This window comes from Streptomyces sp. BYX5S (genome assembly GCF_054724165.1).
The window spans coordinates 2,124,780-2,149,284 of record NZ_CM138829.1 but is presented as its reverse complement, the minus strand read 5'-3'; the positions used below and the strand labels follow the sequence as shown (position 1 = coordinate 2,149,284).

At 71.3% G+C, this 24,505-nt stretch carries 20 protein-coding genes; 3 read left to right on the top strand and 17 right to left on the bottom strand.

Annotation, left to right across the window (positions count from 1 at the left end; genetic code table 11):
- Positions 1–7: 7 nt before the first annotated feature.
- The 8 genes from scpB to ACYBSK_RS09710 form a co-directional block, all read right to left on the bottom strand.
- Positions 8–583 (bottom strand): SMC-Scp complex subunit ScpB, encoded by a 576-nt coding sequence (scpB, locus tag ACYBSK_RS09745; RefSeq protein ID WP_460246991.1) that lies wholly within the window; start codon positions 581–583, stop codon positions 8–10.
- Positions 584–654: 71 nt separating this feature from the next.
- Positions 655–1,860, bottom strand: coding sequence for a segregation and condensation protein A (locus tag ACYBSK_RS09740; RefSeq protein ID WP_460246990.1), 1,206 nt, complete (start codon positions 1,858–1,860; stop codon positions 655–657).
- A 27-nt stretch (positions 1,861–1,887) separates the two neighbouring features.
- Positions 1,888–2,520: a hypothetical protein gene (locus tag ACYBSK_RS09735; RefSeq protein ID WP_457476483.1), complete on the bottom strand. Its 633-nt coding sequence runs from the start codon at positions 2,518–2,520 to the stop codon at positions 1,888–1,890.
- The gene (locus ACYBSK_RS09730; protein WP_457476482.1) at positions 2,505–3,686 is read right to left on the bottom strand and encodes a ParA family protein; all 1,182 of its coding nucleotides are present in this window, start codon (positions 3,684–3,686) and stop codon (positions 2,505–2,507) included. Before ACYBSK_RS09730 ends, ACYBSK_RS09735 begins: the two co-directional genes overlap by 16 nt.
- Before the next feature lie 342 nt (positions 3,687–4,028).
- Positions 4,029–5,144, bottom strand: coding sequence for an alanine dehydrogenase (gene ald, locus ACYBSK_RS09725; protein WP_460245795.1), 1,116 nt, complete (start codon positions 5,142–5,144; stop codon positions 4,029–4,031).
- A gap of 144 nt (positions 5,145–5,288) precedes the next feature.
- A complete protein-coding gene (locus tag ACYBSK_RS09720; protein WP_460245794.1) occupies positions 5,289–7,307 on the bottom strand; it encodes a tetratricopeptide repeat protein in 2,019 nt (672 codons plus the stop codon).
- A 393-nt stretch (positions 7,308–7,700) separates the two neighbouring features.
- On the bottom strand, positions 7,701–8,339 hold the full coding sequence (locus tag ACYBSK_RS09715; RefSeq protein WP_460245793.1) for an NUDIX domain-containing protein: 639 nt from the start codon (positions 8,337–8,339) through the stop codon (positions 7,701–7,703).
- Between the two features lie 117 nt (positions 8,340–8,456).
- Positions 8,457–10,142: a CTP synthase gene (locus ACYBSK_RS09710; RefSeq protein ID WP_460245792.1), complete on the bottom strand. Its 1,686-nt coding sequence runs from the start codon at positions 10,140–10,142 to the stop codon at positions 8,457–8,459.
- 506 nt (positions 10,143–10,648) lie between these two features.
- On the opposite strand from ACYBSK_RS09710, the gene ACYBSK_RS09705 reads away from it, so the two are divergent.
- The gene (locus tag ACYBSK_RS09705; protein WP_457481697.1) at positions 10,649–12,451 is read left to right on the top strand and encodes a glycoside hydrolase family 15 protein; all 1,803 of its coding nucleotides are present in this window, start codon (positions 10,649–10,651) and stop codon (positions 12,449–12,451) included.
- On the opposite strand, the gene ACYBSK_RS09700 is transcribed toward ACYBSK_RS09705, so the two are convergent.
- Positions 12,448–13,965, bottom strand: coding sequence for an APC family permease (locus tag ACYBSK_RS09700; protein ID WP_460245791.1), 1,518 nt, complete (start codon positions 13,963–13,965; stop codon positions 12,448–12,450). The genes ACYBSK_RS09705 and ACYBSK_RS09700 overlap by 4 nt on opposite strands.
- Positions 13,966–14,188: 223 nt before the next feature.
- Here ACYBSK_RS09700 and ACYBSK_RS09695 point away from each other — a divergent pair, with 223 nt between their 5' ends.
- Positions 14,189–15,853: a PucR family transcriptional regulator gene (locus ACYBSK_RS09695; protein ID WP_460245790.1), complete on the top strand. Its 1,665-nt coding sequence runs from the start codon at positions 14,189–14,191 to the stop codon at positions 15,851–15,853.
- A gap of 31 nt (positions 15,854–15,884) precedes the next feature.
- Here the strand turns inward: ACYBSK_RS09695 and ACYBSK_RS09690 are convergent, their stop codons facing one another.
- The 5 genes from ACYBSK_RS09690 to ACYBSK_RS09670 all read right to left on the bottom strand — a co-directional run bounded on the left by ACYBSK_RS09690 (position 15,885) and on the right by ACYBSK_RS09670 (position 21,135).
- Positions 15,885–17,012, bottom strand: a complete 1,128-nt coding sequence (locus ACYBSK_RS09690; RefSeq protein WP_457476475.1) for a glycosyltransferase family 4 protein — start codon at positions 17,010–17,012, stop codon at positions 15,885–15,887.
- Positions 17,013–17,250: 238 nt separating this feature from the next.
- On the bottom strand, positions 17,251–18,975 hold the full coding sequence (gene recN, locus ACYBSK_RS09685; protein ID WP_457481696.1) for a DNA repair protein RecN: 1,725 nt from the start codon (positions 18,973–18,975) through the stop codon (positions 17,251–17,253).
- Positions 18,976–19,111: 136 nt separating this feature from the next.
- Positions 19,112–20,032, bottom strand: coding sequence for an NAD kinase (locus ACYBSK_RS09680; protein ID WP_457476474.1), 921 nt, complete (start codon positions 20,030–20,032; stop codon positions 19,112–19,114).
- Positions 20,029–20,844, bottom strand: coding sequence for a TlyA family RNA methyltransferase (locus ACYBSK_RS09675; protein ID WP_457476473.1), 816 nt, complete (start codon positions 20,842–20,844; stop codon positions 20,029–20,031). Before ACYBSK_RS09675 ends, ACYBSK_RS09680 begins: the two co-directional genes overlap by 4 nt.
- 6 nt (positions 20,845–20,850) lie before the next feature.
- Entirely contained in the window at positions 20,851–21,135 is a 285-nt protein-coding gene (locus ACYBSK_RS09670) for a hypothetical protein (RefSeq protein WP_460245789.1), read from the bottom strand.
- Between the two features lie 42 nt (positions 21,136–21,177).
- Between ACYBSK_RS09670 and ACYBSK_RS09665 the strand changes: the two genes are divergently transcribed.
- The gene (locus ACYBSK_RS09665) at positions 21,178–21,525 is read left to right on the top strand and encodes an SCP2 sterol-binding domain-containing protein (RefSeq protein ID WP_460245788.1); all 348 of its coding nucleotides are present in this window, start codon (positions 21,178–21,180) and stop codon (positions 21,523–21,525) included.
- On the opposite strand, the gene ACYBSK_RS09660 is transcribed toward ACYBSK_RS09665, so the two are convergent.
- The 3 genes from ACYBSK_RS09660 to ACYBSK_RS09650 are packed head-to-tail and all read right to left on the bottom strand — an operon-like array spanning position 21,509 to position 24,488.
- On the bottom strand, positions 21,509–22,384 hold the full coding sequence (locus tag ACYBSK_RS09660) for an ABC transporter ATP-binding protein (RefSeq protein ID WP_460245787.1): 876 nt from the start codon (positions 22,382–22,384) through the stop codon (positions 21,509–21,511). The two genes, ACYBSK_RS09665 and ACYBSK_RS09660, sit on opposite strands and share 17 nt — an antisense overlap.
- On the bottom strand, positions 22,381–23,445 hold the full coding sequence (locus tag ACYBSK_RS09655; RefSeq protein WP_460245786.1) for a FecCD family ABC transporter permease: 1,065 nt from the start codon (positions 23,443–23,445) through the stop codon (positions 22,381–22,383). Before ACYBSK_RS09655 ends, ACYBSK_RS09660 begins: the two co-directional genes overlap by 4 nt.
- Positions 23,442–24,488, bottom strand: coding sequence for a FecCD family ABC transporter permease (locus tag ACYBSK_RS09650; protein WP_457476468.1), 1,047 nt, complete (start codon positions 24,486–24,488; stop codon positions 23,442–23,444). Before ACYBSK_RS09650 ends, ACYBSK_RS09655 begins: the two co-directional genes overlap by 4 nt.
- Positions 24,489–24,505 lie beyond the last annotated feature (17 nt).

Sequence of the window (24,505 nt, the reverse complement as noted above, 5' to 3'; positions counted from 1 at the left end):
ATTTCCGTTAGTCGGCTGTGTGCTCGGTGTGCTCGGAACCCGGCGCGTCGGACGCGTCGGGATCGAACGACGGAACCCCCTCGAGCGTGTCCGCCTCGATCGCGTCCGCCTCGGGGAGGAAGGGCGCGAGTTCCGGCAGCTCGTCCAGGCCCCGCAGGCCCATCCGCTCCAGGAAGTAGTTCGTCGTCCTGTACAGGATCGCACCTGTTTCGGGTTCCGCGCCCGCCTCCTCCACCAGCCCCCGCTGCAACAGGGTCCTCATGACCCCGTCACAGTTCACTCCGCGCACGGCGGAGACCCGGGAACGGCTGACCGGCTGGCGGTACGCGACGACCGCGAGGGTCTCCAGGGCCGCCTGGGTGAGCCGCGCCACCTGCCCGTCGAGCACGAAGCCCTCGACGGCGGCGGCGTACTCCGGCCGCGTGTAGAACCGCCAGCCACCGGCGACGAGCCGCAGCTCGAAACCGCGCCCCTGCGTCCGGTACTCGACGACGAGCTCGCGCAGCGCGTCCGCGACGGCCCGCCTGGGCCGCTGAAGGATCTTGGCGAGATGCTCCTCGGTGGCGGGCTCGTCGACGACCATGAGCACGGCTTCGAGGGCGGGCTTGAGCTCCAGCCCGGCCACTCCCCCGGGTTCCTCCTGTACGTCCACGCTCACGTGGCGGCCTCCTTCCGCTCGGGCACGTCGGGCGCCCGGTCGAACTCGTCCGTGACGACGGGCTCGGCGTCCCCGTCCCCACCGGTCCACCGCACGAGCAGCTCCCCCAGCGGGGTGTCCTGCTCCAGGCCCACGGCCTTCTCCCGGTACAGCTCCAGCAGCGCGAGGAACCGGGCGACGACGGTGAGCGTGTCGTCGGTATCGGCGACGAGCTCCCGGAACGGGGCCTCGCCGACCTCCTTCAGCCGGGCCACGACGTACTGCGCCTGCTCCTGCACGCTCACCAGCGGCGCGTGGATGTGCTCGACGTACACCTGCGGCTTCGGCTTGGGCTGCATCGCCTTCACGGCGAGCCTGGCGAATCCTTCCGCCCCGATGTTGATCACGACGTCGGGCAGCAGCTCGGCGTGGTGCGGTTCGAGCCCCACGGTCCGCGGATACCGCCGCGCCTCGTCCTCCAGCCGCCCGCTGAAGATGTCGGCGATGTGCTTGTACGCGCGGTACTGCAACAGCCGCGCGAACAGCAGGTCGCGCGCCTCCAGCAGCGCCAGATCGGCCTCGTCCTCCACCTCGGCGGCGGGCAGCAGCCGGGCGGCCTTCAGATCGAGCAGGGTCGCGGCGACCACGAGGAACTCGGTCGTCTGATCCAGGTCCCAGTCGGCCCCCATGGCCCGGATGTGCGCCATGAACTCATCGGTGACCTTGGACAGCGCGACCTCGGTGACATCGAGCTTGTGCTTCGAGATCAACTGCAACAACAGATCGAACGGCCCCTCAAAGTTCTCCAACCGAACCCTGAACCCCCGCTCCCCACCACCGTCCCCCGCCTCCCCACCCTCAACGGCCGACCCCGACCCCGCCTTGGGCAAACTGCCACCAGACCCCGGCTCCCCACCCCCGGCGGCCGACTCCGCCCCCGCCTCGGGCACCCCGCCGCCAAACCCCGGCTCCCCACCCTCAACGGCCGACCCCGGCCCCGCCTTGGGCAATCTGCCGCCAAGGGCGGCAGGGTGGGCAAGGCGGCCCCCGGTGCCGGTCTCGGACACGGAGGGCGCCGCCCCCGGCTCAGCGGGAAACACCGGCTCAGGCTCAGGCTCAGGCCCCGAGAGCCCACCACGCCCCAGCGCACGCCGACGACCAGCCGACGCAGACGCAGACGCAGACGCAGACGGCGGCGTACCAGAGGATTCGTTCACGGACATCAACCCAGGACGCTACCCGCCCAGCGGCTAGCGCCCCCGCAGCCGACGCACAAGAATGCTCGCGTCCCCCCGGGACTCGAGGTCGGCCAGCACCACGGCCACCGCCTCACGCACGATCCGCCCCCGGTCGACCGCGAGCCCGTGCTCACCGCGCAGCACGAGCCGCGCGTGCTCGAGGTCCATGAGCTCCTCGGCGGAGACGTACACCGTGATCTTCTCGTCGTGCCGCTCACGCCCACTGGGCCGCCGGTTCGCCGCACGGGACGACGACGACCGCTTCCGCGCCGGAGCGGCACCGGAACCGCGCCCCCCACCGGAGGAGGAGGATCCACCGGAACCTTCCTGCGCCCCACCGGAACCCCGCCGAGCCGCCTTCTCCGCGCCGTCGGCGCCACCGGCCCGGCTCCGCGAACCGGCCTCGGACTCGGCCTCCGCGGCGGAGTGCTCACCGGAACCGGAAGAGGCCGGAGCCGCCTCCGCGTCGCCCTCCTGGGCCGCACCGCCCGACGCGGCCGCGGCCTCGTCGCTCTCGCCGGCGGGCCCAGGAACACGAGCCGCCTCACCGTTCGCCGAACGTCTCGGCGAGGACGCCTGAAGTGCCATGCCACCGGTCGTACGGAACAGTTCGTCGGCCCCCGGCAGACTCACTCGGCGTGACACCGGGCGAGCACCTCCCTGGCGAGCTGGCGGTAGGCGGCGGCACCGACGGAGTTGGACGCGTACGTGGTGATCGGTTCACCGGCGACCGTGGTCTCCGGGAAGCGCACGGTCCGGCCGATCACCGTGTGGTAGACGTTGTTGTCGAACGCCTCGACCACCCGCGCGAGCACCTCACGGCTGTGCACGGTCCGCGAGTCGTACATCGTGGCGAGGATCCCGTCGAGCTCCAGCTCCGGGTTGAGCCGCTCCTGGACCTTCTCGATCGTCTCGGTCAGCAGGGCCACACCACGCAGCGCGAAGAACTCGCACTCCAGCGGAACGATGACCTTGTGCGCGGCGGTGAGCGCGTTGACGGTCAGCAGCCCCAGGGACGGCTGACAGTCGATCACGATGTAGTCGTAGTCGGCCATCAGCGGCTTGAGCGCCCGCTGGAGCGTGGACTCGCGCGCCACCTCGCTGACCAACTGCACCTCGGCAGCTGACAAGTCGATATTGCTGGGGAGCAGGTCCATGTTCGGAACCGCGGTCTTCAGCAGGACCTCGTCCGCGGCCATCCCCCGCTCCATGAGCAGGTTGTAGACCGTGAGGTCGAGCTCCATCGGGTTCACACCCAGGCCCACCGAGAGCGCGCCCTGCGGGTCGAAGTCGACGAGCAGGACACGGCGTCCGTACTCGGCGAGCGCGGCACCCAGGTTGATGGTCGACGTGGTCTTGCCGACGCCGCCCTTCTGGTTGCACATCGCGATGATCTTCGCCGGGCCGTGATCGGTCAGCGGTCCTGGAATCGGGAAGTACGGCAACGGACGCCCGGTGGGACCGACGCGCTCGCGGCGCTGGCGGGCAGCGTCGGGGGCGAGCGTGGCCGCGTACTCGGGGTCGGGCTCGTATTCGGCGTCGGGGTCGTAGAAGTGCCCCTCGGGCAGTTCGTCGTAGTCGGCGAAGTGGCTCTGTGTGTCGCCACTTCGGTCGCCGGCCATGGCGTTCACGTGATGGCCATCCATGCTCTGGTGTGCTGTCTGCGTCGGCGTCTGCTGGGGGATGCCCTGATAACTGCTCTGCTGCTGGGCAGCGAACGTACGCACAGCGACGGAGCCGACAGCCTGAAGCCCCGCGGGAACCTGTCCGCCTGGCTGGCCACCTCCGGGAGTAAATGTCGACTCATTCACAAGTCGTCTTACCTCCTTGGATATGACCAGGAACATTTATCGATAGGTCAGCGTGGCACCATGCCGACGGTTGGCGACTCTATGGCGTGTCACCACTCCGCAGCAACACAATCCGCCGGACCGGGCACGATGTGTCGGTAACGAAACACCCTCATGTCAAGGGCGTACGACGGCTCTTCGGTGCATTTCGTCGCCGCGCGAATCGGGTAAAGGGTTACGTTCACGGCGAGTTGACCATGTCCGGACCCGTCCGGATCCCTTACGCCTACGGCCGGACCCCTCGCAAGGTCCGGCCGTAGGCGTGAGATTGACGACTTTTGTTGACGTCGCCCGCGTGGCGTGTCAGCCGAGGAGGCTCTCCAGTTCGAGGTGCTCCAGGCCGTGCGCCTCGGCGACCTCCTTGTAAACGACCTTGCCGTCATGGGTGTTGAGACCCAGGGCGAGGGCCGGATCGCGGCGCAGGGCCTCGACCCAGCCGCGGTTCGCCAGCTCGACGATGTACGGCATCGTGGCGTTGGTCAGCGCGTACGTCGAGGTGTTGGGCACCGCGCCGGGCATGTTGGCGACGCAGTAGAAGACCGAGTTGTGCACCTTGAAGGTCGGCTCGGCGTGCGTGGTCGGGTGCGAGTCCTCGAAGCAGCCGCCCTGGTCGATCGCGATGTCGACAAGGACACTTCCCGGCTTCATGCGCGAGACGAGCTCGTTGGTGACGAGCTTCGGGGCCTTGGCGCCCGGGATGAGGACGGCGCCGATGACGAGGTCGGCGTCGAGGCAGGCCTTCTCCAGCTCGAAGGAGTTGGAGACGACCGTCTGGATCTTCGTACCGAAGACCTTGTCGGCTTCCTTGAGCTTGTTGATGTCCTTGTCGAGCAGGGTCACGTGGAAGCCCATGCCGATGGCGATCGTCGCGGCGTTCCAGCCGGAGACGCCACCGCCGATGACGACGGCCTTGCCCGCGTGCACGCCCGGGACGCCGCCCGGCAGCACACCGCGGCCGCCGTTGGCGGCCAGCAGGTGGTAGGCACCGACCTGCGGGGCCAGGCGGCCCGCGACCTCGGACATCGGGGCGAGCAGCGGCAGCTGCCGGTTCGCGGTCTCGACGGTCTCGTACGCGATCGCGGTCGTGCCCGACTCCAGGAGCGCGTCGGTGCACTCCTTGGACGCGGCCAGGTGCAGGTACGTGAAGAGCGTCTGGTCCTTGCGGAGGCGGTGGTACTCCTCCGCGATCGGCTCCTTGACCTTGAGCAGCAGGTCCGCCGTGGCCCAGACCTCGTCGGCGGTGCCGAGGATCCGCGCGCCCGCCGAGACGTACTCGGCGTCCGTGATCGAGGAGCCGACGCCGGCGTTCTGCTCGACGAAGACCTGGTGGCCGTGGCGTACCAGCTCATGGACGCCGGCCGGGGTGATGGCCACCCGGAACTCGTTGTTCTTGACCTCGCGGGGGATGCCGACCTTCATCGTCGATCACGGTCCTTGGCTCAGGGATTAAACGGGCAATGCACTACATACCGGCACAGCGCAGGACGCACCGGGAGATGCCACGGATCACCGCGGCAGAGCCAGTCTAATGAAGGTTATTGAGCTGTCTAGCCTTTCGATGCATCAATCTTCTGCGGATGCGCTACGGATTTCGCAGGTGTTAGCAGCCTGTTCCGAAGGTTTTGCTTCCGCTCCCTCCGAACCCGCCAGCTCCTCTCCCAGCATGCGCTCGGCCGCCCCCCGGTGCAGCTTGGCGGCGGTGGGGTCGCCGAGCCGTTCGAGGGTGTCGGCGAGGCGCAGCTGGAGCGCGGCCTGCAACCGGACGTCGCGCGCCTGGCGCGCCCACTCGACCGCCTCCTGGCAGGTGTGCAGCGACTCCTCCGGGCGGCCCGCGTACTCCAGGACCCGGGCCAGCTCGCTCAGCGCCCGCGCCTGCGCCTGCACGTCGCCCTCCTTGCGGTACCCGGCGACGGCCGAGCGCCAGCTGCGCAGCGCGTCGCCGTAGCGGCCCGCATACGTCTGGACGCCCGCGATCCGTCCGTGCAGACGCGCGGCGTCGGCCCGCTCGCCCCGCGTGAGGCGCTGCGCGAGGGCCCTGCCGTACCAGTCGGCGGCCCGCTGCCAGTCCCCCAGCTCCTGGTGGGCGCCGCCTACGGATTCCATCGCCCGGCCGGTCGCGTACGGGTCCTGCGCGGCGCGGCCCGCGTCGAGCGCGGCCCGGTAGCGGACGAGGGCCTCCCGGGTGCGTCCGGTCCTGGCGTCGAGGTCGGCGAGGTTGAGGAGGGCGGCGGCCTTCTCCCTCGGCAGGTTCCGGCGCTCGGCGACGTCGAGCACGAGCCGGTGGATGCCGTACAGCTCGGGCGCGGCCTCCTCGGTGCCCTTGTGCGCCACGATCGCCCGGACGAGCGCGGCCATGAGGCGCCGCGCGAGGGTGTCCAACTCGCCGTCGCCCACGGCCAGTCGGGCCGCGGCGAGCAGCGCGGGCTGCCGCACGCGCAGCCACTCGGCGGCCGCCCCCTGATCGGCGAAGCGCAGCGCGCTCGGCAGCCCGGCGAGCTTCTTGCGGGCCGGGGAGTCGTACGGTTCGGTGACGGCGCGGCAGGAGGTGAGCAGCCGGACGGTCCGCTCCAGCATCCGGGCGCGGGCCAGCTGCACCTCGCCCGGCCGGTCGACCGTCTCGGTGAGGCCGCGCAGGAACGGGGCGAGGCAGCCCGGCACCTCGTACTGCGGCAGCTCGGAGTCCACCGCCCGGACCAGGCCGAGCGTGACGAAGGCCTCCAAGGTGCTGTGGGCCGCGGCGACGGAGCAGCCGGCGAGGGCGGAGGCGGTGTGCGGGTCGACGTATCCCTCGGGGGCGAGGCACAGGTAGCGCAGTATCCGGGCGGCGGGTCCGGGCAGCGCCTCGTAACTGAAGCGGAAGACGCGGGCGAGGGCCGTGCCGTCGGGTTCGAGGGCGTGCAACTGCTTCGACAGGTCGGCGACGGACTCCTTGGGGCGCGCGGCGAGCCAGCCGCCGGCGATCTCCAGGGCGGCGGGTTCGGCGCCGCACAGCTCCACCAGGGACTCCGCCGAGCGCGGGTCGCAGGTGACGCGGACCGAGCCGGTGTGCCGCGTGAGCAGTTCGAGCGCGGCCTTGGTGTCGAGGCCGCCGAGCGTGCAGGGGCGTACGTCCGGGATGCCGGTCAGCGGGCCCTCGGCGACGGCGACGACGAGGCAGTCCGGGGTGTCGGGCAGCAGGGGGTCGACCTGCTCGGCGCCGCCCGCGTCGTCGAGCAGCAGCACGGCGCGGCGCACGGCGAGACCTTCGCGGAGCCGCTCGGCGAGGTCGTCGGCTTCCTCACCGGGCGGGGCGGGCAGTTCGAGTGCTTTCAGCAGCCCGCGCAGAACTCGCTCGGCGGGTACGGGAGTTCCGTCGGGTGCGCTGAGCCGGGTCCGGAGCACGCCGTCGGGGTACTGGTCGGCGACCTGCCGCACCAGTTCCTCGGCGAGGGCGGTACGCCCCGTGCCCGGACGCCCCGCGATGAGGAGCACCCGCGCACGGGGCGCCTTGCGCCCCGACAGGGTGTCGAGCCCGGCCCGCTCGATGTCGGACCGGAGCTGCGACAACTCCCTCTTGCGCCCCAGGAACTGACGCTGTGCCACCTCTTGTCCCCGACGGGTGCGACGCCGGTTGCGGGACCGTACCGGGGCCGATCCGGCCTCCGTCACGTCGTCCGACTCGACCGCCTGATCCGTCACGGGCCACGCTCCGTCTCACCCATCCCCTCCGGGGGTCGGCAGGGGGCGTTCCCGAGCCTAGTTGAGGGGGTGCGGGTGGCCTCGGCGGACGGCGCGCACGCATCCCCCGATCGGATCAGCGGATCGTCCGACCGGCACCGTGGTGACACCCACGGGGCTCCGCCCCGGACCCCGCTGCTCAATCGCCGCAGGGGCTTGATTCGTGCCCCTCCGGCGATGGGTGAGCCCAATAAGCCCCTCCGGCGATTGAGGAGCGGGGTCCGGGGCAGAGCCCCGAGACCGCAACACCGGCGCCGGTTACACCTGGAAGGGCCGCGCAGGCCACTCCGCGAGGGCGGGACGAAGGGCGTCGAGCCCGTCCCCCGCCAGCGCCGCGGCCAGCGAAAGCACCCCGACCACAAGACAGTTGTTGTGCAGCTCACCCGCGAGCACACCCCGCACGAGCTCCGCGAGCGGCACCCGCGCGAACTCCATGTCCGCCTCTTCCTCCTCCACCTCGAACCGCTCCCCCTCCGCCTCGGAGAGATCCCGCGCGAGGAAGATGCGGACCGCCTCGGAGCAGCCGCCCGGCGTCGTGTACACGTCCGTGAGGACCCGCCAGTCCTCCGCCTTGACGTGCACCTCCTCGTACAGCTCCCGCTGCGCCGCGTGCAAGGGGTTCTCGCCGGGGATGTCGAGGAGCCCCGCCGGAACCTCCCAGAGCTTCATGCTCACGGGGTGGCGGTACTGCTTGAGCAGCAGCACCCGGTCCTGGTCGTCGAGGGCCACCACGGCCACCGAACCGGGGTGCACCTGGTAGTCGCGCCGCGCGACGGAGCCGTCGGGCATCACGACGTCGTCCGTGCGCACGGAGGTCTTTTTCCCGACGAAGGGGGTGTCGGTCGCCCGGACCTCCCACTCCTCGGCGGTGTCCACGAGCGGCGTGTTGGCCGTCATACCGAAAGCCCTCCTACGTACGCATGAGCGGTGCTCACAAGAAACCGGGGCGCACGCCGCAAAAGGCGTACACCCCGGTTACCGTACATCGCTTGTGCGACAAGCTCCGCAGAGCCCTTACTTGGCCTTCTTGGCCCCCGCCGAACCGCCCTGCGCCGCCTTCACCTTGCGCTCCACGGCCGCCTTCACCAGACCGGCGAACAGCGGGTGCGGACGCGTCGGACGCGAGCGCAGCTCCGGGTGCGCCTGCGTGGCGACCAGGTAGGGGTGGACCTCGCGCGGGTACTCGACGTACTCGACGAGCTTGCCGTCGGGCGACAGACCGGAGAACTGAAGGCCCGCCTTCTTCTCCAGCTCGGCGCGGTACGCGTTGTTCACCTCGTAGCGGTGCCGGTGGCGCTCCTCGACGTACTCCTTGTTGTCGTACACCTCGCGCACGATGGAGCCCTCGGCGAGCTTCGCCGGGTACATGCCGAGCCGCATGGTGCCGCCCATGTCGCCCTCACCGGCGACGATGTCGAGCTGCTCGGCCATGGTCGAGATGACCGGGTGGGCCGTGGCGGCGTCGAACTCGGTCGAGTTGGCGTCCGGGATGTCGGCGAGATTGCGCGCAGCCTCGATCACGGTGCACTGAAGCCCGAGACACAGCCCCAGCAGCGGGATCTTGTTCTCGCGGGCGAACTGGATCGCGCCGACCTTGCCCGACACACCGCGGTCGCCGAAGCCGCCGGGGATGCAGATCGCGTCGACGTCGCCGAGCGTCTTCTTCGCGCCGGCCGGCGTCTTGCAGTCGTCCGACGTGACCCACTTGATCTTCACGCGGGCCTTGTTGGCGAAACCGCCGGCGCGCAGCGCCTCGGTCACCGACAGGTAGGCGTCGGGCAGGTCGATGTACTTGCCGACCAGCGCCATGACGATCTCGTGGTCGGGGTTGTGGACGCGGTCGAGCAGGTCGTCCCACTGCGTCCAGTCCACGTCACGGAACGGCAGGTCCAGCTTGCGGACGGCGTAGGCGTCCAGGCCCTCGGAGTGCACGGTCTTCGGGATGTCGTAGATCGAGGGCGCGTCGGGGCAGGCGACGACCGCGGCCTCGTCGACGTCGCACATCAGGCTGATCTTGCGCTTGATCGCGGTCGGGACCTCACGGTCGCAGCGCAGCACGATGGCGTCCGGCTGAATACCGATGTTGCGCAGCGCCGCAACCGAGTGCTGGGTCGGCTTCGTCTTCAGCTCACCCGACGGACCGATGTACGGCAGGAGGGAAATGTGGACGACCAGCACGTTGTCGCGGCCGACCTCGTGGCGGACCTGACGGACGGTCTCCAGGAACGGCAGCGACTCGATGTCGCCGACGGTGCCGCCGACCTCGGTGATCACGACGTCGACCTCGTCCGTCGCCATGCGGCGGATGCGGTGCTTGATCTCGTTCGTGATGTGCGGGATGACCTGGACGGTGTCGCCGAGGTACTCGCCGCGCCGCTCCTTGGCGATGACCTGCGAGTACACCTGGCCGGTCGTGACGTTGGCGGTGCCGTCGAGGTCGACGTCGAGGAAGCGCTCGTAGTGGCCGATGTCCAGGTCGGTCTCGGCGCCGTCGTTCGTGACGAACACCTCACCGTGCTGGAAGGGGTTCATCGTGCCCGGGTCGACGTTCAGGTACGGGTCGAGCTTCTGCATGACGACGCGGAGGCCACGGGCCTTGAGCAGCATGCCGAGGCTGGAGGCGGTGAGGCCCTTCCCGAGGGACGAGGCGACACCCCCAGTGACGAAGATGTGCTTGGTCGTCGAAGATTTCGGCTGCATGGCCAAGAGGGGGCTCCCGTGGTCGCGGTCGTGGGGTGCGTACCGACGCGCTCTGCCGTTTTTTCGGGAGGCGCCGTCGCTGCGGTTCGGGGGTTCTATGACCACCGGCTCACGGGCTACCAGGGTATCAGCGCATCGACGAGGCTGCTTCCGGCCACGCTCCGCGTACGGGCCATCACGCAGGTGGGACAGGCGGACCGTGATCACCCGTACGGCTCAGACGCGTTGCACTGAGCGGCACGCGGATCACTTGAGCGCGTCGTATCCTGCTCGGACACTCGGCTGGCGAGTAACAACGGAAAACGGCGTCACAACGGCAACACCCCCGCCCGTTCCCCACCGTTCATCGGAGCACCAAGTCCGTTCGCCGCGATCCCCACCCGGAACAACCGGCTCGTCAGGTCGTTTGACAACGACGTATCCGGACGGCGTATCAACGGACAAGATCCGTCGTCATTCCCTTCTACTTTTTCCCTCCAACCGTGGCCGTTCGACTGGAGATGCACGTGGCCGGGCGCATCGAGGATTACGCACTCATCGGAGACATGCAGACAGCTGCGCTGGTCTGCCGGGACGGCACAGTCGACTGGCTGTGCCTGCCCCGCTTCGACTCGCATGCCATTTTCGCCGGGCTGCTCGGCACCGAGGACCATGGCTTCTGGCGCCTTGGTCCCGCACACTCGGCCGACGCCGAGCCCCCCACGGCGACGCGCCGTGGCTACAGAGGCGATTCGCTGATCCTGGAGTCCGAGTGGGACACCCCGCGCGGCACCGTCCGGGTCACCGACTTCATGCCGCCGCGCGACGGCGCACCCCAGCTCACCCGGATCGTCGAGGGTGTGAGCGGGCGCGTGCCGATGCGCTCGGCGCTGCGGATGCGCTTCAGCTACGGCCGGATCACTCCGTGGGTGCACAAGGTGGACGGCCGTACGGTCGCCGTGGCCGGCCCGGACTCCGTGTGGCTGGACACGTCGGCGGAGACGTACGGCAAGAACCTGACGACCTACTCGGACTTCACGGTGGCGCCGGGCGACCGGATCGCCTTCACGATCCAGTGGCAGCCCTCGCACAAGGACCAGCCGCCGCTGCCTGACCCCGAGGGGTCGCTGGTGGCGACGGAGCAGTTCTGGCGCGAGTGGGTGGATCACTGTACGTACCACGGCCCGTACCGCGAGGCCGTCGTCCGTTCGCTGATCACGCTGAAGGCGCTGACCTACGCGCCGACCGGCGGCATCGTCGCCGCGCCGACGACCTCGCTGCCCGAGGAGATCGGCGGCGTACGGAACTGGGACTACCGGTACACGTGGCTGCGCGACGCCGCGATCACGCTGTCGTCGCTGCTGCGCACCGGGTACCGGGAGGAGGCGCGGGCCTGGCGCGAGTGGCTGCTGCGGGCCGTGGCCGGTGACCCGGAGAACCTCCAGATCATGTACGGCATCGCGGGCGAGCGGGAGCTCGGCGAGGCGGAGCTGGACTGGCTGCCCGGGTACGAGAACTCGGGTCCGGTCCGGGTCGGCAACGGGGCGGCGAACCAGCTCCAGCTCGACGTGTACGGCGAGGTGACGGAGGCGCTGCACCTCGCGCACATGACGGGGCTGGCGAGGAACGACTACGCGTCGCTGCTCCAGCTCAAGCTCATCCAGTACCTCGAGGGCCACTGGGACGAGCCGGACGAGGGCATCTGGGAGGTGCGCGGTCCGCGCCGGCACTTCGTGCACTCGAAGGTCATGGCGTGGGTCGCGGTCGACCGGACCATCAAGCTCATCGAGTCCGGGGACGCGGACGGGCCGGTGGAGAAGTGGCGCGATCTGCGCGACGACATCCACCGGGACGTGTGCGAGAAGGGGTACGACAAGGAGCGCAACACCTTCACGCAGTCGTACGGCAGCAAGGAGCTGGACGCGTCGCTGCTGCTGATCCCGCAGATGGGCTTCCTGCCGCCCGACGACAAGCGCGTCATCGGCACCATCGAGGCGATCCAGCGGGAGCTGTCGACGCCGGACGGGTTCATCCTGCGGTACCCGACGGACAGCGAGGACGGCAGCGTGGACGGGCTGCCCGGTGACGAGGGGGCGTTCCTGGCCTGCTCGTTCTGGATGGCGGACGACCTCGCGATGATCGGCCGGGTCGACGAGGCGCGCAAGCTCTTCGAGAAGCTGCTGGCCCTGAGGAACGATCTGGGGCTGCTCGCGGAGGAGTGGGACCCCCGGCTCAAGCGCCAGGTCGGCAACTTCCCGCAGGCGTTCAGCCACGTGCCGCTGATCGACACGGCGCTGCGACTGACCGCCTCCGGAGCGTACGGCGGTTAGACGGGCTGTTCGGCGGGGCGCTCCGTGCGCTCCGCCGCGTCCTCCAGGACGATGCGGCCGATGACCTCGTAGCGGTGCGGGTGGCGGTACTTCACGTACAGGCCCAGGGCGAGCCCGCCGAAGAAGACGAGGCCGACGGTCCACGGGATCGCCTTGAAGAACAGGGAACCGGCCGCCGTGCCCGCGGCCGTGTCCATGTTGAGCACGAGCAGGACGACGACCGCCGTCATGCCGATCCCGCCGAGCAGCGGCGCGACGAGCGTCCTGAACCAGTGCCGGTCCTCGGGGTGGTTGCGCCGGAAGTAGCCGATGACCGCGAACGAGCACAGCGTCTGCACGATGAGGATCGCCATCGTGCCGAGGATCGCCAGCAGCGTGTAGAGATGGACGTACGGGTCCTTGCCCGTCGCCCAGAACGCGCCGACCAGCGCCACCGCGATCACCGACTGCACGAACGACGCGACGTACGGCGAGCCGTGTCTGCGGTGCGTCCGGCCGAGCGCGGGGTGCAGGAAGCCCTCACGGCCGATCGCGTAGAGGTAGCGCGAGGCGCACTGGTGGAAGGCCATTCCGCAGGCGAACGAGCCGGTGATCAGCAGCCATTGGAAGGCGTCGACCGCCCACGCGCCGATGAAGGCGTGCGCCGGGTCGAAGAAGAGGTCGAGGGGGCTGGTGCCCGAGGAGACCTTCACCGATCCGTTGAGGCCGTTTCCGGCGATCGTCATCCACGAGACGTAGATGTAGAAGAGGCCGACGCCGACGACCGAGACGAGGGTCGCGCGCGGGATGACGCGCTTGGGGTCGCGGGACTCCTCGCCGTACATCGCCGTCGACTCGAAGCCGACCCAGGACCAGAACGCGAAGAACAGGCCGAGCCCCGCGGAGGCGCCGGTGAAGGCGTTCTTCGGGTTGATCGGTTCGACGGGGATGCCGTCGGGGCCACCGCCCTGGATCAGGACCGCGGTCGCCACGGCGAAGAGCACCGCGATCTCGGCGATCAGCATCACGCCGAGCGCCTTCGCGGTGAGGTTGATGTCGAAGAAGGCGAGGACGGCCGTGACGGCGAGCATGGCCGCCGCGTACACGATCCACGGGACGTCCCAGCCGAGTTGGTCGTGGACCGTGGTCTGCGCGAAGTACGAGAAGACGCCGACGATCGACGCCTCGAACACGATGTACGCGAGGACCGCCAGCATCCCGGAGGCCATGCCGGCGATCCGGCCGAGGCCGTGCGAGATGTAGCCGTAGAAGGCGCCGGCGGCGGTGATGCGCTTGGCCATGGCGACGTAGCCGACGGAGAACACCGTCAGGACGAGCGTCGCGAAGAGATAGCCGGCGGGGGCGCCCGTGCCGTTGCCGAAGCCGACGGCGATGGGCAGATTGCCGGTCATCGCGGTGATCGGGGCGGCCGTGGCGACGGCCATGAAGACCACGCCGACCAACCCCACCGAGTTCGCTTTCAGGCGCTGCACGGGTGCCGGCTCACGGCCGCTCTTGTCCACTGTCTCTGCCATTTCCGTCCCTTGCTTGAGGGCGTTGCCGCGAAATCCGTAGATCGAATCGAGGTGCTCGTGCGGATGCGCCAGTGTGGCCGGGTGGTGACCTACGCCACAACCGACACCCGGTCGTGCAAATCCGGCCGTGGGACGACGAGTTGTCGCGGCGCGGGCCCGGGTGATCGTCGCCGTGACCGGGCGGAGATGTCGCGGAAACGCGGGCGCCGGTAGCGTCCGTGTCATGGACAGCACCTCCCCCGAGTTCTCCGCCTTCTCCTCGCCGGGCGGCATCACCGTGCGGCGCGCCCTGGAGCTCCCCGGGCTGCGCAGCGGGCTGCCCGAGGTGGTGGCGGGCGGGGAGCGGCTCCAGCGGACCGTGCGCTGGGTGCACGCCGGTGAGGTGCCGAACATCGCGTCGCTGCTCAAGGGCGGCGAGCTGCTGCTGACCACGGGGTACGGGATCGGGACGCGGCCCGCCGAACAGCGCGCGTTCGTGCGCAAGCTGGCCGAGCGGGGCATCGCGGCGCTCGTCATCGAGCTGGGGCAGCGGTTCGCGCGGCTGCCGTCGGCGCTCGTGGAGACGGCGCGGTCGGCGGGCCTGCCGCTGGTGCAGCTGCACCGCGAGGTGCCGTTCGTGACGGTGACGGAGGAGATCCACACCGAGATCGTCAACGGGCACTACGCGCTGCTGCGGCGCGCGGAGGAGGTGCACCGGCGCTGCACGGACGCGCTCCTCGGCGGCGGCGGGGTGCCCCAAGTGCTGCGCATCCTCGCCGAGTTCAGCGGCAACCCGGTGTTCCTGGAGACCGCCGACGGCCAGCTGCTCTACGCGGCCGGGGCCGAGGACGACATCACCGATCCGCTCCAGGTGTGGCAGGGCATGCGCGGCACGCACCAGGACGAGCCGCCGGGCGGCGCCGTCCTCGTGGACGTGCCGGGCGGCGGCCCGGGGGCCGGTTCCGTACGGGCGCGACTGGTGCTGCTGCCCGTGTCGGCGACGCTCGCGCCCGTGCACCGGATCGCCGCCGAGCGGGCGGCCGGTTCGCTCGCGGTGGTGCTGATGCAGGCCCGCCAGGAGGAGGAGCTGGCCGCGCGCGGGCGCGGCGACTTCCTGACCGATCTCGCGGAGGGCCGGATCGCGGCCGACGACGCACCGGCGCAGGCCCGCGTCCTCGGGTTCAAGCCGACCGGGAGCGGGCCGCTGCTGCCCGTCGTGATGCGGCTGCCGGAGGCGTCCGTGGGCTCCGTCGGCCTGTCGCCGGGCGGCGGCTGGGCGGTACTGGCGCGCGCCGTGTCCGAGGAGCTGGCCTCAGTGGGGGTGCCGGTGCTGCTCGGCGTCCGGCCCGTGGAGGGGCGGGTGCCGCTACTGCTGGGACTGCGTACGGAGTCGGAGCGGGCGGCGGTCGCGGACCGGGTCGCGGCGGCGCTGCGGGCGGGCGTGGCGCGGGCCGGGATGCAGCGGGCGGGGGCGCGGCCGCCGGTGGTCGTGGTGGGCGGGGCCGGGGGCTGGGCGGCGGCCGCCGCCGGGCTGCGGCACGCGGCGGAGACGGCGACGGCGGCGCAGGGCCTGGACGACCGGCCGTGGTTCGACGCGCGGCGCCTCGACATCGACCTGCTGCTGTGGCGCCTGCGCGACCACCCGGACCTCGCGGCGTTCGTGGAACGGGCGATCGGCCCGCTCCAGGAACACGACCGCCGCGCGAAGCCGCCCCTGCTGCCCACCCTCCAGACGTATCTGGCGCACGCGGGCCGCAAGGCGGAGACGGCACGCGAACTGCACCTGAACCGGCAGACGCTCTACAACCGCCTGGCGCGGATCGGGGAGCTGCTCGGCACGGACCTGGACGACCCGCAGACGGTACTGGCACTGAGCCTGGCCCTACGGGCACGCCGCCACGCGTCATGACGCCCACGGCCCGGCGGTCGGTGTCCGGCGGTCAGTGGAAACCGGTCAACTCGTCGTAGACACTGAGGACTTGAGCGACGGTCGCGTCCTCGGTCGGCCAGGTCTTCGCCTGCGCGAAGCCCCGCTCCTTGAGCTGCTCGCAGCGCCGCGGGTCGGCGAGCAGCCGCTCCATGGCGCGGGCGAGCGCGGGCGCGTCCCCGTACGGGACCAACTCGGCGCCGTCCCCGACCAGTTCGGGAACCCCGCCCACTTCGGTCGCGATCAGCGGTACGCCCGCGTGCAGGGCCTCCTGCGCGAGCAGTGACCGGGACTCCCAACTGCTGGGCAGCACCGCGACGTCGGCGGCGTCCAGCAGCTCGGCGATGTCCTCGCGGCGGCCCGCGAGGCGCACCGGCAGGCCCTCGCTCTCGATACGCCGCTGGAGCGCGGCCCGCTCCGGCCCCTCCCCCGCGATGACGAGCAGCGGGACCGGGTCGAGCCGGAGCAGCGCGTGCGCGGCGTCCAGCAGCACGTCGTACCCGCGGTGCCGCTCCAGGCTGCCGACGGCCATCAGCAACGGCCGGTCCAGGGAGCCGAGTTCGGCGCGGGTCTTGCTGCGGGCGCGCTCGGCCTCGTCCTCCGTGAGCTCGCGGCGCGGCGCGGGGAAGGAGACCGCGGCGAGCCGGGCGTCCCGCGCGCCCCGGGCGCGGGCCCGGTCCACGAGGTCGGAGGAGGTGCCGAGGACCACGTCGGCCGCCCTGGCCACGCGGCGCTCCAGCATGCGCAGCAGGTGGGCGCGGGTGCCTTCGGCGTACGAGCGGGTGTGCCAGGTGACGACGAGGGGGACGCGGCGGCCGCTGAGGGCGAGGGAGGCGCGCAGCGCGGCGTGCAGTCCGTGGGCGTGCACGAGGTCGGCGTCGGTGCAGGCGACGCGGAGCGCGGCGACGGACGCCGGGTCGCCGCGGCGCGGCACCGGAAGGTGATGCGCTCCCGCGTCCGCGAACCGGTAGGCCCGCTCGGCCTCCATCGGCGCGCACACCGTGACGCGCACGCCGCGGGCCACCAACCCGGCGGTCAGGGACCGCACATGGGCGCTGCTGCCCGCGCTGCCGCCGCCCAGCACCTGCACGGTGCGCAGCGTCGGCTGTCCGTGCGCTGACTGGCTGCTGGGGTGGCTCACGCGGCCGGGCTCCTGGTGGGTGTCGGCTGGGTCGGTAGGTATACGGAGGGTACGGCCTTCCGGGTACGTACACGGTCAGCCCTCAAATATGCCAGCCCGCCCACCCCTTCCGACACCGACCACCCCGCCCCACCCCTCAGGCCTGGGCAACACACCACACGGGACCACCCACACGGGTGACCCCCCACCCCCCAACCTACGCACCCCCCACCTACGCCCACCCCACCCGCACACACCCCTACGTGGCGGACCGCGCCGTCTCCAACAACTCCTCCGCATGCGCCCGCGCCGTCTCGGAGTCCTCCTGCCCCGCCAGCATCCGCGACAACTCCCGCACCCGGTCCTCCCCTTCGAGCACCGTCACCCCGGAACTCGTCACGGACCCGTCGTTCGTCTTCTCGACCAGCAACTGCCGGTCGGCGAACGCCGCCACCTGCGGCAGATGCGTCACGACCACGACCTGCGCCGACTTCGCCAGCTTGGCGAGCCGCCGTCCGATCTCGACCGCCGCCTTGCCGCCCACCCCGGCGTCGACCTCGTCGAAGAGATATGTCGGCACGGGGTCGTTGCCCGCGAAGACGACCTCGACCGCGAGCATCACCCGCGACAGCTCACCCCCGGACGCCCCCTTGGCGATGGGCCGCGGCGGCGCACCGGGATGCGGGGCGAGCAGCAGCTCGACCTCGTCGACACCGGTGGGCCCACAGGCCACCACCCGCCCGTCGACCTCGACCCCGTCCGCCGCGTCCGTCTCGGTCTGCCGGATGTCGAAGGAGACCCGCGCGTGCGGCATCGCGAGCGACGCCAGCTCCGCGGTCACCGCGGCGGCGAACCGGTCGGCCGCCTCCACCCGCGCATGCGTCAACTCCTGCGCCAGCACGCCCAGTTCAGCGCGCAGCGACTCCCGCTCGGCCGTGAGCTCGCCGATCCGCTCGTCGTCCCCGTCGAGTTCGAGGAGGCGCGCCGCGCTCTTCTCGGCCCAGGCGAGCACCTCGGTCACGTCCTCGCCGTACTTGCGGGTGAGCGCCGTGAGGGCCGCCCGTCGCTCCTCCACCGCGGCCAGCCGCAGCGGATCGGCGTCCAAGTCGTCGGCGTACCCCGCGAGTTCCGCGGCGACGTCGGTGAGCAGGATCTGCACCTCGCCGATCCGCTCGGCGAGCGCGCCGAGCGCCGAGTCGTGGGAGCGCACGGCCTCCAGGGCCCGGTGCGCACCACCGACGAGGGTCTGCGCGTCGACACCCTCCGGGTCCTCCGGGTTCCCGGCGAGCGCGGCGTGCGCGACGGCCGCGGCCGAGGCCAGCGCTTCGGCGTGCCCGAGCCGGGAGGCCTCCTCGGCCAGCTCCACGTCCTCGCCGGCCCGCGGCTCCACGGCGCCGATCTCCTCCAGGCCGAAGCGCAGCAGATCCGCCTCCTGCGCCCGCTCACGGGCGCGCGTGGTGATCTCGTCGAGTTCCGCGCCGACGGCCTTCAGGCGCTTGTAGACGGCCCCGTACTTGCCCAGCGGCGCGGCGACGGCGTCACCCGCGTACCGGTCGAGCGCCTGCCGCTGCCGGCCGAGCTTCAGCAGTCCCTGCTGGTCGGTCTGGCCGTGCACGGCGACCAGGTCGTCGGCCAGTTCGCTCAGTACGCCCACCGGCACGGACCGCCCGCCCAGGTGCGCCCGCGAGCGCCCTTCGGCGGAGACGGTACGGCTGAGCAGCAGCACGCCGTCCTCGAGCTCGGCCCCGGCCTCCTCGGCCCGCGCGAGCGCACCGGAGCCGGCGGGCACCGCGATGCGCCCCTCGACCACGGCGTTCTTCGCGCCGATCCGCACGAGCGCGGCGTCGGCGCGCCCGCCGAGCAGCAAACCGAGACTGGTGACGACCATGGTCTTGCCCGCGCCCGTCTCACCGGTGACCGCCGTGAATCCGGGCGAAAGCTCCACCACGGCGTCGTCGATGACTCCGAGCGACCGTATCCGCATCTCCTCCAACACGCCTCTGACCTTACGAGGTCGGAGGCCATCCGTGCGACGGACCCTGGCCCCCGAGGTCGATTCCGCAGGTGGGAGGACGGTTACGGTGACAAACCTTCACGCCGCCGTCACCCGAACGTGCCGGTCAGTGCGGCGCCCCGCGCCACCCCGCCACCGGCAGTGCGAACTTCGCGACGAGCCGGTCCGTGAACACCGCGTGGTGCAGCCGCGCGAGCCGCACCGGCACCTCGCCCCGGCGGACCTCGACGCGCGCGCCGGGCGGCAGCTCGACGGTCCGCCGCCCGTCGCACCACAGCACCCCGTGCGGCGTGTGCTGCTGCACCTCGACGGCGAGCACCGAGTCGGGCGAGGTGATGAGCGGCTTGGCGAACAGGGCGTGCGCGCTGATCGGCACCATGAGCAGCGCCTCGACCTCGGGCCACACCACGGGCCCGCCCGCCGAGAACGCGTACGCGGTGGACCCGGTCGGGGTGGCGCACACGATCCCGTCGCAGCCGAAGCCGGTGACGGGCCGCCCGTCGATCTCCAGCACCACCTCGAGCATCCGCTCGGGCTCGATCTTCTGCACGGCCGCCTCGTTGAGCGCCCAGTCGCGGTGCAGTACGTCGCCGTTGCGGTGCACGGCGACGTCGATGGTCATGCGCTCCTCGACCTCGTACTCCTTGGTGACGACGCGGTCGACGACCTTGTCGAGGTCATCGCGCTCCGCCTCCGCGAGGAAGCCGACGCGGCCCAGGTTCACGCCGAGCATCGGCACCCCGGACGCCCGCGCGAACTCGGCGCCGCGCAGCAGCGTGCCGTCCCCGCCGAGCACGATGAGCAGTTCACAGCCGTCGAGACAGGCGGGTGTCGCCTCCGACTCCTTCACCAGTTCCACGGAGTCGGGCAGGGGCAGGTCCACCGCCTCCGTCTCCAGGACCCGCACCCCGAGGCCGCTGCGCAGCAGCCCCTGTACGACGAGTTCGGCGCTGCGGATCGCGGCGGGCCGGCCCGTGTGGGCGAGCAGGAAGACCGTACGGGCTGGGGTCTGTGGCCGATAAGTCAACGGGGTCCCTCCGCAACTGCACGATCTACGTCGGCCGGGTCGAGCTGATCAGCTCCGGCACGCAGCCACAGAAAGTACTCGACATTCCCGGACGGTCCCGGCAGGGGGCTCGCGGTGACCCCGCGCACGCCGTACCCGAGCTTCCATGCCTGCTCGGCGACCGTACGGACGGCTTCGGCCCGCAGTTCGGGGCTGCGGACGACGCCCCCGCTGCCGAGCCGCTCCTTGCCCACCTCGAACTGTGGCTTGACCATCAGCGCGAGGTCCGCGTCCGGCGCCGCGCAGCGCACGAGGGCGGGCAGCACCAGGCCGAGCGGGATGAAGGACAGGTCTCCGACGACCACGTCAACGGGCACTCCATCGATCGCCTCCAACGTCAATTCGCGTACGTTCGTACGGTCCTTGACGGTGACGCGTTCATCGCTCTGGAGTGACCAGGCGAGTTGCCCGTAGCCGACGTCGACGGCGACGACGTGAGCGGCTCCCGCCCGCAGCAGTACGTCGGTGAAGCCGCCCGTGGACGCGCCCGCGTCCAGCGCCCTGCGGCCCTCCACGACGAGCCCCAGCGGCGCGAACGCCTTCAGCGCGCCCGCGAGCTTGTGCCCGCCGCGCGAGACGTAGTCGGGGTCGCCGTCGTCCGCCGCGACCACGATCGACACGCCCTCGTTGACCTGCGTCGCGGGTTTGGTCGCGACGATCTTGGAGACGCTGACCCGGCCCGCGGCGATCAGCTGGCTGGCGTGCTCGCGCGAGCGCGCCAGCTTGCGGTTGACGAGTTCGGCGTCGAGGCGGCGACGTGCCACACCTGCCACGGTGGTTCAGCTCCTGTTGTCGTGCGGAGACGGGGATGCGGGGCGGGCGTCCAGCGCGGTCAGCGCGTTCCGCAGCCCTTGATGTACATCCTCGTACACCTCGACATGTCCGTCCGCCGCGAGGTGGTCCACATCGCCGAGCCGCTGGAGCTGCGCGTCCACCTCGGCGTGGTCGGTGGGGGTGCGCTCGATGCCCAGCGGGGCGGGGGCCGCAGGGTCGTACGTGGGTTCCGCGGCGGGTTCCGGCGCGGGTTCCGGCACGTCGGTGGGCTCGGTGGGCGTCTCGCTCATGCCCAGACGCTACCTCGTGGGCCCGGTGTACCGTCGATCACGATGGCGACCATTGAGGAGTGCCGGGCGGCACTCGACAAACTCTCGGACAACATGGCGGGCGCCGAGGGCGACGTGCGCGCGGCAACGGCCCTCGACCGCTCGCTGAGCTGCCGTATCACCGACCTGGACACGACGTTTTCCGGCCGACTCAAGGACGGCCGGATCGAGGTCCTCGACACCCGCCCCGGGCCGCCCGCCGAGAAGGCGCAGATCCGGCTCGCGATGGCCGGGGACGACCTGGTGTCCATGGTGAACGGCGAGCTGAACTTCGCGAAGGCGTGGGCGGCGGGCCGGGTCAGACTGGAGGCGTCGTTCCGGGACCTCCTGCGGCTCAGGACGCTGCTGTAGCGATCTCCTTGCGGCGGGCCTGGCGCGCGGCCGGCACCACCAGCGGGGTCCCCGTCTCCGGGTCGTCGATGACCTGGCACTTCATGCCGAAGAGCTGCTCGACGAGCTCGGCGGTGACGATGTCCTTCGGCGCGCCCTCGGCGAGCACCGCGCCGTCCCGCAGGGCGATGAGGTGGGTGGCGTAGCGGGCCGCGTGGTTGAGGTCGTGCAGGACGGCGACGAGCGTGCGGCCCTGCTCCTCGTGCAGCTCGGCGCAGAGGTCGAGGACGTCGATCTGGTGCTGGATGTCGAGGTACGTGGTCGGCTCGTCGAGCAGCAGCAGCGGCGTCTGCTGGGCGAGCGCCATGGCGATCCACACGCGCTGGCGCTGGCCGCCGGAGAGCTCGTCCACGTACCGCTCGGCCAGCTCGGCGACGCCGGTGGACTCCATGGACTCCCGTACGACCTGCTCGTCCTCAGGGGACCACTGGCGCAGCAGGCCCTGGTGCGGGTAGCGGCCGCGGGCCACGAGGTCGCCGACGGTGATGCCGTCGGGCGCCACCGACGACTGCGGCAGCAGGCCGAGGGTCTTGGCGACCTTCTTCGCGGGCATCGACTGGATGACGCTGCCGTCGAGCAGCACCCGGCCCGCGCTCGGCTTGAGCATCCGCGACAGGGCGCGCAGCAGCGTGGACTTGCCGCAGGCGTTCGGGCCGACGATCACCGTGAAGGAGTTGTCGGGTATCTCCACCGACAGCTTCTCGGCGATGACGCGCTGGTCGTATCCGAGGGTCACGTCGTCGGCGATCAGCCTGTTCACTGCGGTGCTCCTTTGGTGCGTCCGGTTCGTACGAGAGGTGTGCGGGCCGCGCGAGGTCATATGCGCCCCGCCTTCCGCTCGGTGACCAGCAGCCACAGCAGGTAGACGCCGCCGACCACGCCGGTGACCACACCGACGGGCAGCTGGTCGGCGCCGAACGCACGCTGCGAGACGAGGTCGGCGACGATCAGCAGGGCGGCGCCCAGGACGGTGGACGCCGCCAGGTTCGGCCCCGGCGACTTGGTCAGGCGCCGGGCGATCTGCGGCGCGGTGAGCGCCACGAAGGTGACCGGTCCCGCCGCGGCGGTCGCGGCGGCCGTCAGCACGACAGAGGCCGTGAGCAGCAGCAGCCGGGTCCGCTCGACGCGCACGCCGAGGCCACCGGCCGCGTCGTCGCCCATCTCCAGCATCCGCAGCGGACGCGCGGAGGCCGCGACGACGGGGATCAGGACGACGAACATGATCAGCAGCGGCCAGACCTGCGCCCAGTCCCGGCCGTTGAGCGAGCCGGTCATCCACACGGTGGCGCGGGCGGCGTCCACGAAGTCGGCCTTGGTCAGCAGATAGCCGTTGACCGCGGTGACGAAGGCGGAGACGCCGATACCGACGAGGACGAGCCGGTAGCCGTGCACGCCCCGCTTCCACGCGAGGACGTAGATCGCGAAGCCGGTGACGAGGCCGCCGACGAGGGCGCCGATCGCGACCTGCCCGGCGCTGCCCCCGAAGATCACGATCATGACGAGCGCACCGGCCGTCGCGCCCTGCCCGAGGCCGAGCACGTCGGGGCTGCCCAGCGGGTTGCGGGAGACGGACTGGAAGAGCGCGCCGGACAGGCCGAGCGCGGCGCCGACCAGCAGGCCGACGAGGACCCGCGGCAGCCGCAGGTCGTTGATGATGAATTCCTGGCCCGCGTTCCCGTTGCCCGCGAGGGTGCGCAGCACGTCGGCGACGGGGATCGGGAAGTCGCCGGTGCCGATGAGGAAGACGCTCGCGGCGAGCCCCGCCACGAGGAGGACGGTGACGACGGTGAGCGAGCGAAGGTCGAGCCGGACGGAGAGCCCGCCCGGTGTGCGTATCGCCTTGGTGCGGGCGGTCTTCGCCGGGGTCTTGGTCGCGTTCACAGCTGGGCCATCCTTCGGCGACGTACGAGCACGATGAACACCGGCGCGCCGATGACGGCGGTGACGATGCCGACCTGGAGCTCGGACGGGCGGGCCACGATCCGGCCGACGACGTCCGCGCCGAGCAGCAGCACGGGCGACAGCACGGCCGCGTACGGCATGATCCAGCGCATGTCGGGGCCGGTGAAGGAGCGCACCATGTGCGGCACCATCAGGCCGACGAAGGCGATCGGCCCGCAGGCGGCGGTGGCCGCGCCGCACAGCAGCGTCGCGGCGATCATGCTCAGGGCGCGGGTGCGGCCGAGGTGGGCGCCGAGCGCGCGGGCGGTGTCGTCGCCCATGGCCATGGCGTTGAGCGGGCGCGACAGGAACAGGGCGAGCACGGCGCCGACGGCGATGAACGGCCACACCTGCTGGATGGTGTTCATGGTGGACGTGGCCAGCGAGCCGACCTGCCAGAACCGCATCCGGTTGAGGGCCACGTCGTCGGTGATCATCACCGCGTAGAGGTAGCCGGAGAGGGCCGCGTTGATCGCGGTACCGGCGAGGGCGAGCCGTACGGGCGTCGCGTTGCGGGTGCCGCCGAGCGCGTAGACGAGCACGCCCACGGCGGCGGCGCCGAAGAAGGCGAACCACACGTAGCCCTGGAGCGAGGTCACCCCGAAGAAACTGATGGCGGAGACGACGGCGGCCGAGGCGCCCATGTTGATGCCGAGGATGCCGGGGTCGGCGAGCGGGTTGCGGGTCAGCGCCTGGAGCAGGGCTCCGGCGAGGCCGAGCGCGATTCCGGCCAGCAGGCCGAGCAGGGTCCGCGAGACGCGTTCGCCGACGACGACATCCGCGTAGTTCCCCGTGTCCTGGAACAGGCCGTGCCAGACCTGGTCGAGCGAGAGCGGCTTGGCCCCGATGGCGATGCTCGCCACGAGGACGGCCACCAGCACAAGGACAGACACGAGCAGCCCGACGGTGCGGACGAGCGCACGGCGGTCGGGGGGCGCGGGAGCGGTCACCGCGCTGGCTTCTGGGGGACTGTCGACCAACACGAGGTTAGGTTAGCCTA

What these genes read in the sequence shown, in the direction of transcription:
- scpB (WP_460246991.1), bottom strand. Translation starts at nt 583, where the DNA reads ATGGTCGTCGACGAGCCCGCCACCGAGGAGCATCTCGCCAAGATCCTT.
- ACYBSK_RS09740 (WP_460246990.1), bottom strand. Translation starts at nt 1,860, where the DNA reads ATGTCCGTGAACGAATCCTCTGGTACGCCGCCGTCTGCGTCTGCGTCT.
- ald (WP_460245795.1), bottom strand. Translation starts at nt 5,144, where the DNA reads ATGAAGGTCGGCATCCCCCGCGAGGTCAAGAACAACGAGTTCCGGGTG.
- ACYBSK_RS09715 (WP_460245793.1), bottom strand. Translation starts at nt 8,339, where the DNA reads ATGACGGCCAACACGCCGCTCGTGGACACCGCCGAGGAGTGGGAGGTC.
- ACYBSK_RS09710 (WP_460245792.1), bottom strand. Translation starts at nt 10,142, where the DNA reads ATGCAGCCGAAATCTTCGACGACCAAGCACATCTTCGTCACTGGGGGT.
- ACYBSK_RS09700 (WP_460245791.1), bottom strand. Translation starts at nt 13,965, where the DNA reads ATGGCAGAGACAGTGGACAAGAGCGGCCGTGAGCCGGCACCCGTGCAG.
- ACYBSK_RS09695 (WP_460245790.1), top strand. Translation starts at nt 14,189, where the DNA reads ATGGACAGCACCTCCCCCGAGTTCTCCGCCTTCTCCTCGCCGGGCGGC.
- recN (WP_457481696.1), bottom strand. Translation starts at nt 18,975, where the DNA reads ATGCGGATACGGTCGCTCGGAGTCATCGACGACGCCGTGGTGGAGCTT.
- ACYBSK_RS09670 (WP_460245789.1), bottom strand. Translation starts at nt 21,135, where the DNA reads ATGAGCGAGACGCCCACCGAGCCCACCGACGTGCCGGAACCCGCGCCG.
- ACYBSK_RS09665 (WP_460245788.1), top strand. Translation starts at nt 21,178, where the DNA reads ATGGCGACCATTGAGGAGTGCCGGGCGGCACTCGACAAACTCTCGGAC.
- ACYBSK_RS09660 (WP_460245787.1), bottom strand. Translation starts at nt 22,384, where the DNA reads ATGACCTCGCGCGGCCCGCACACCTCTCGTACGAACCGGACGCACCAA.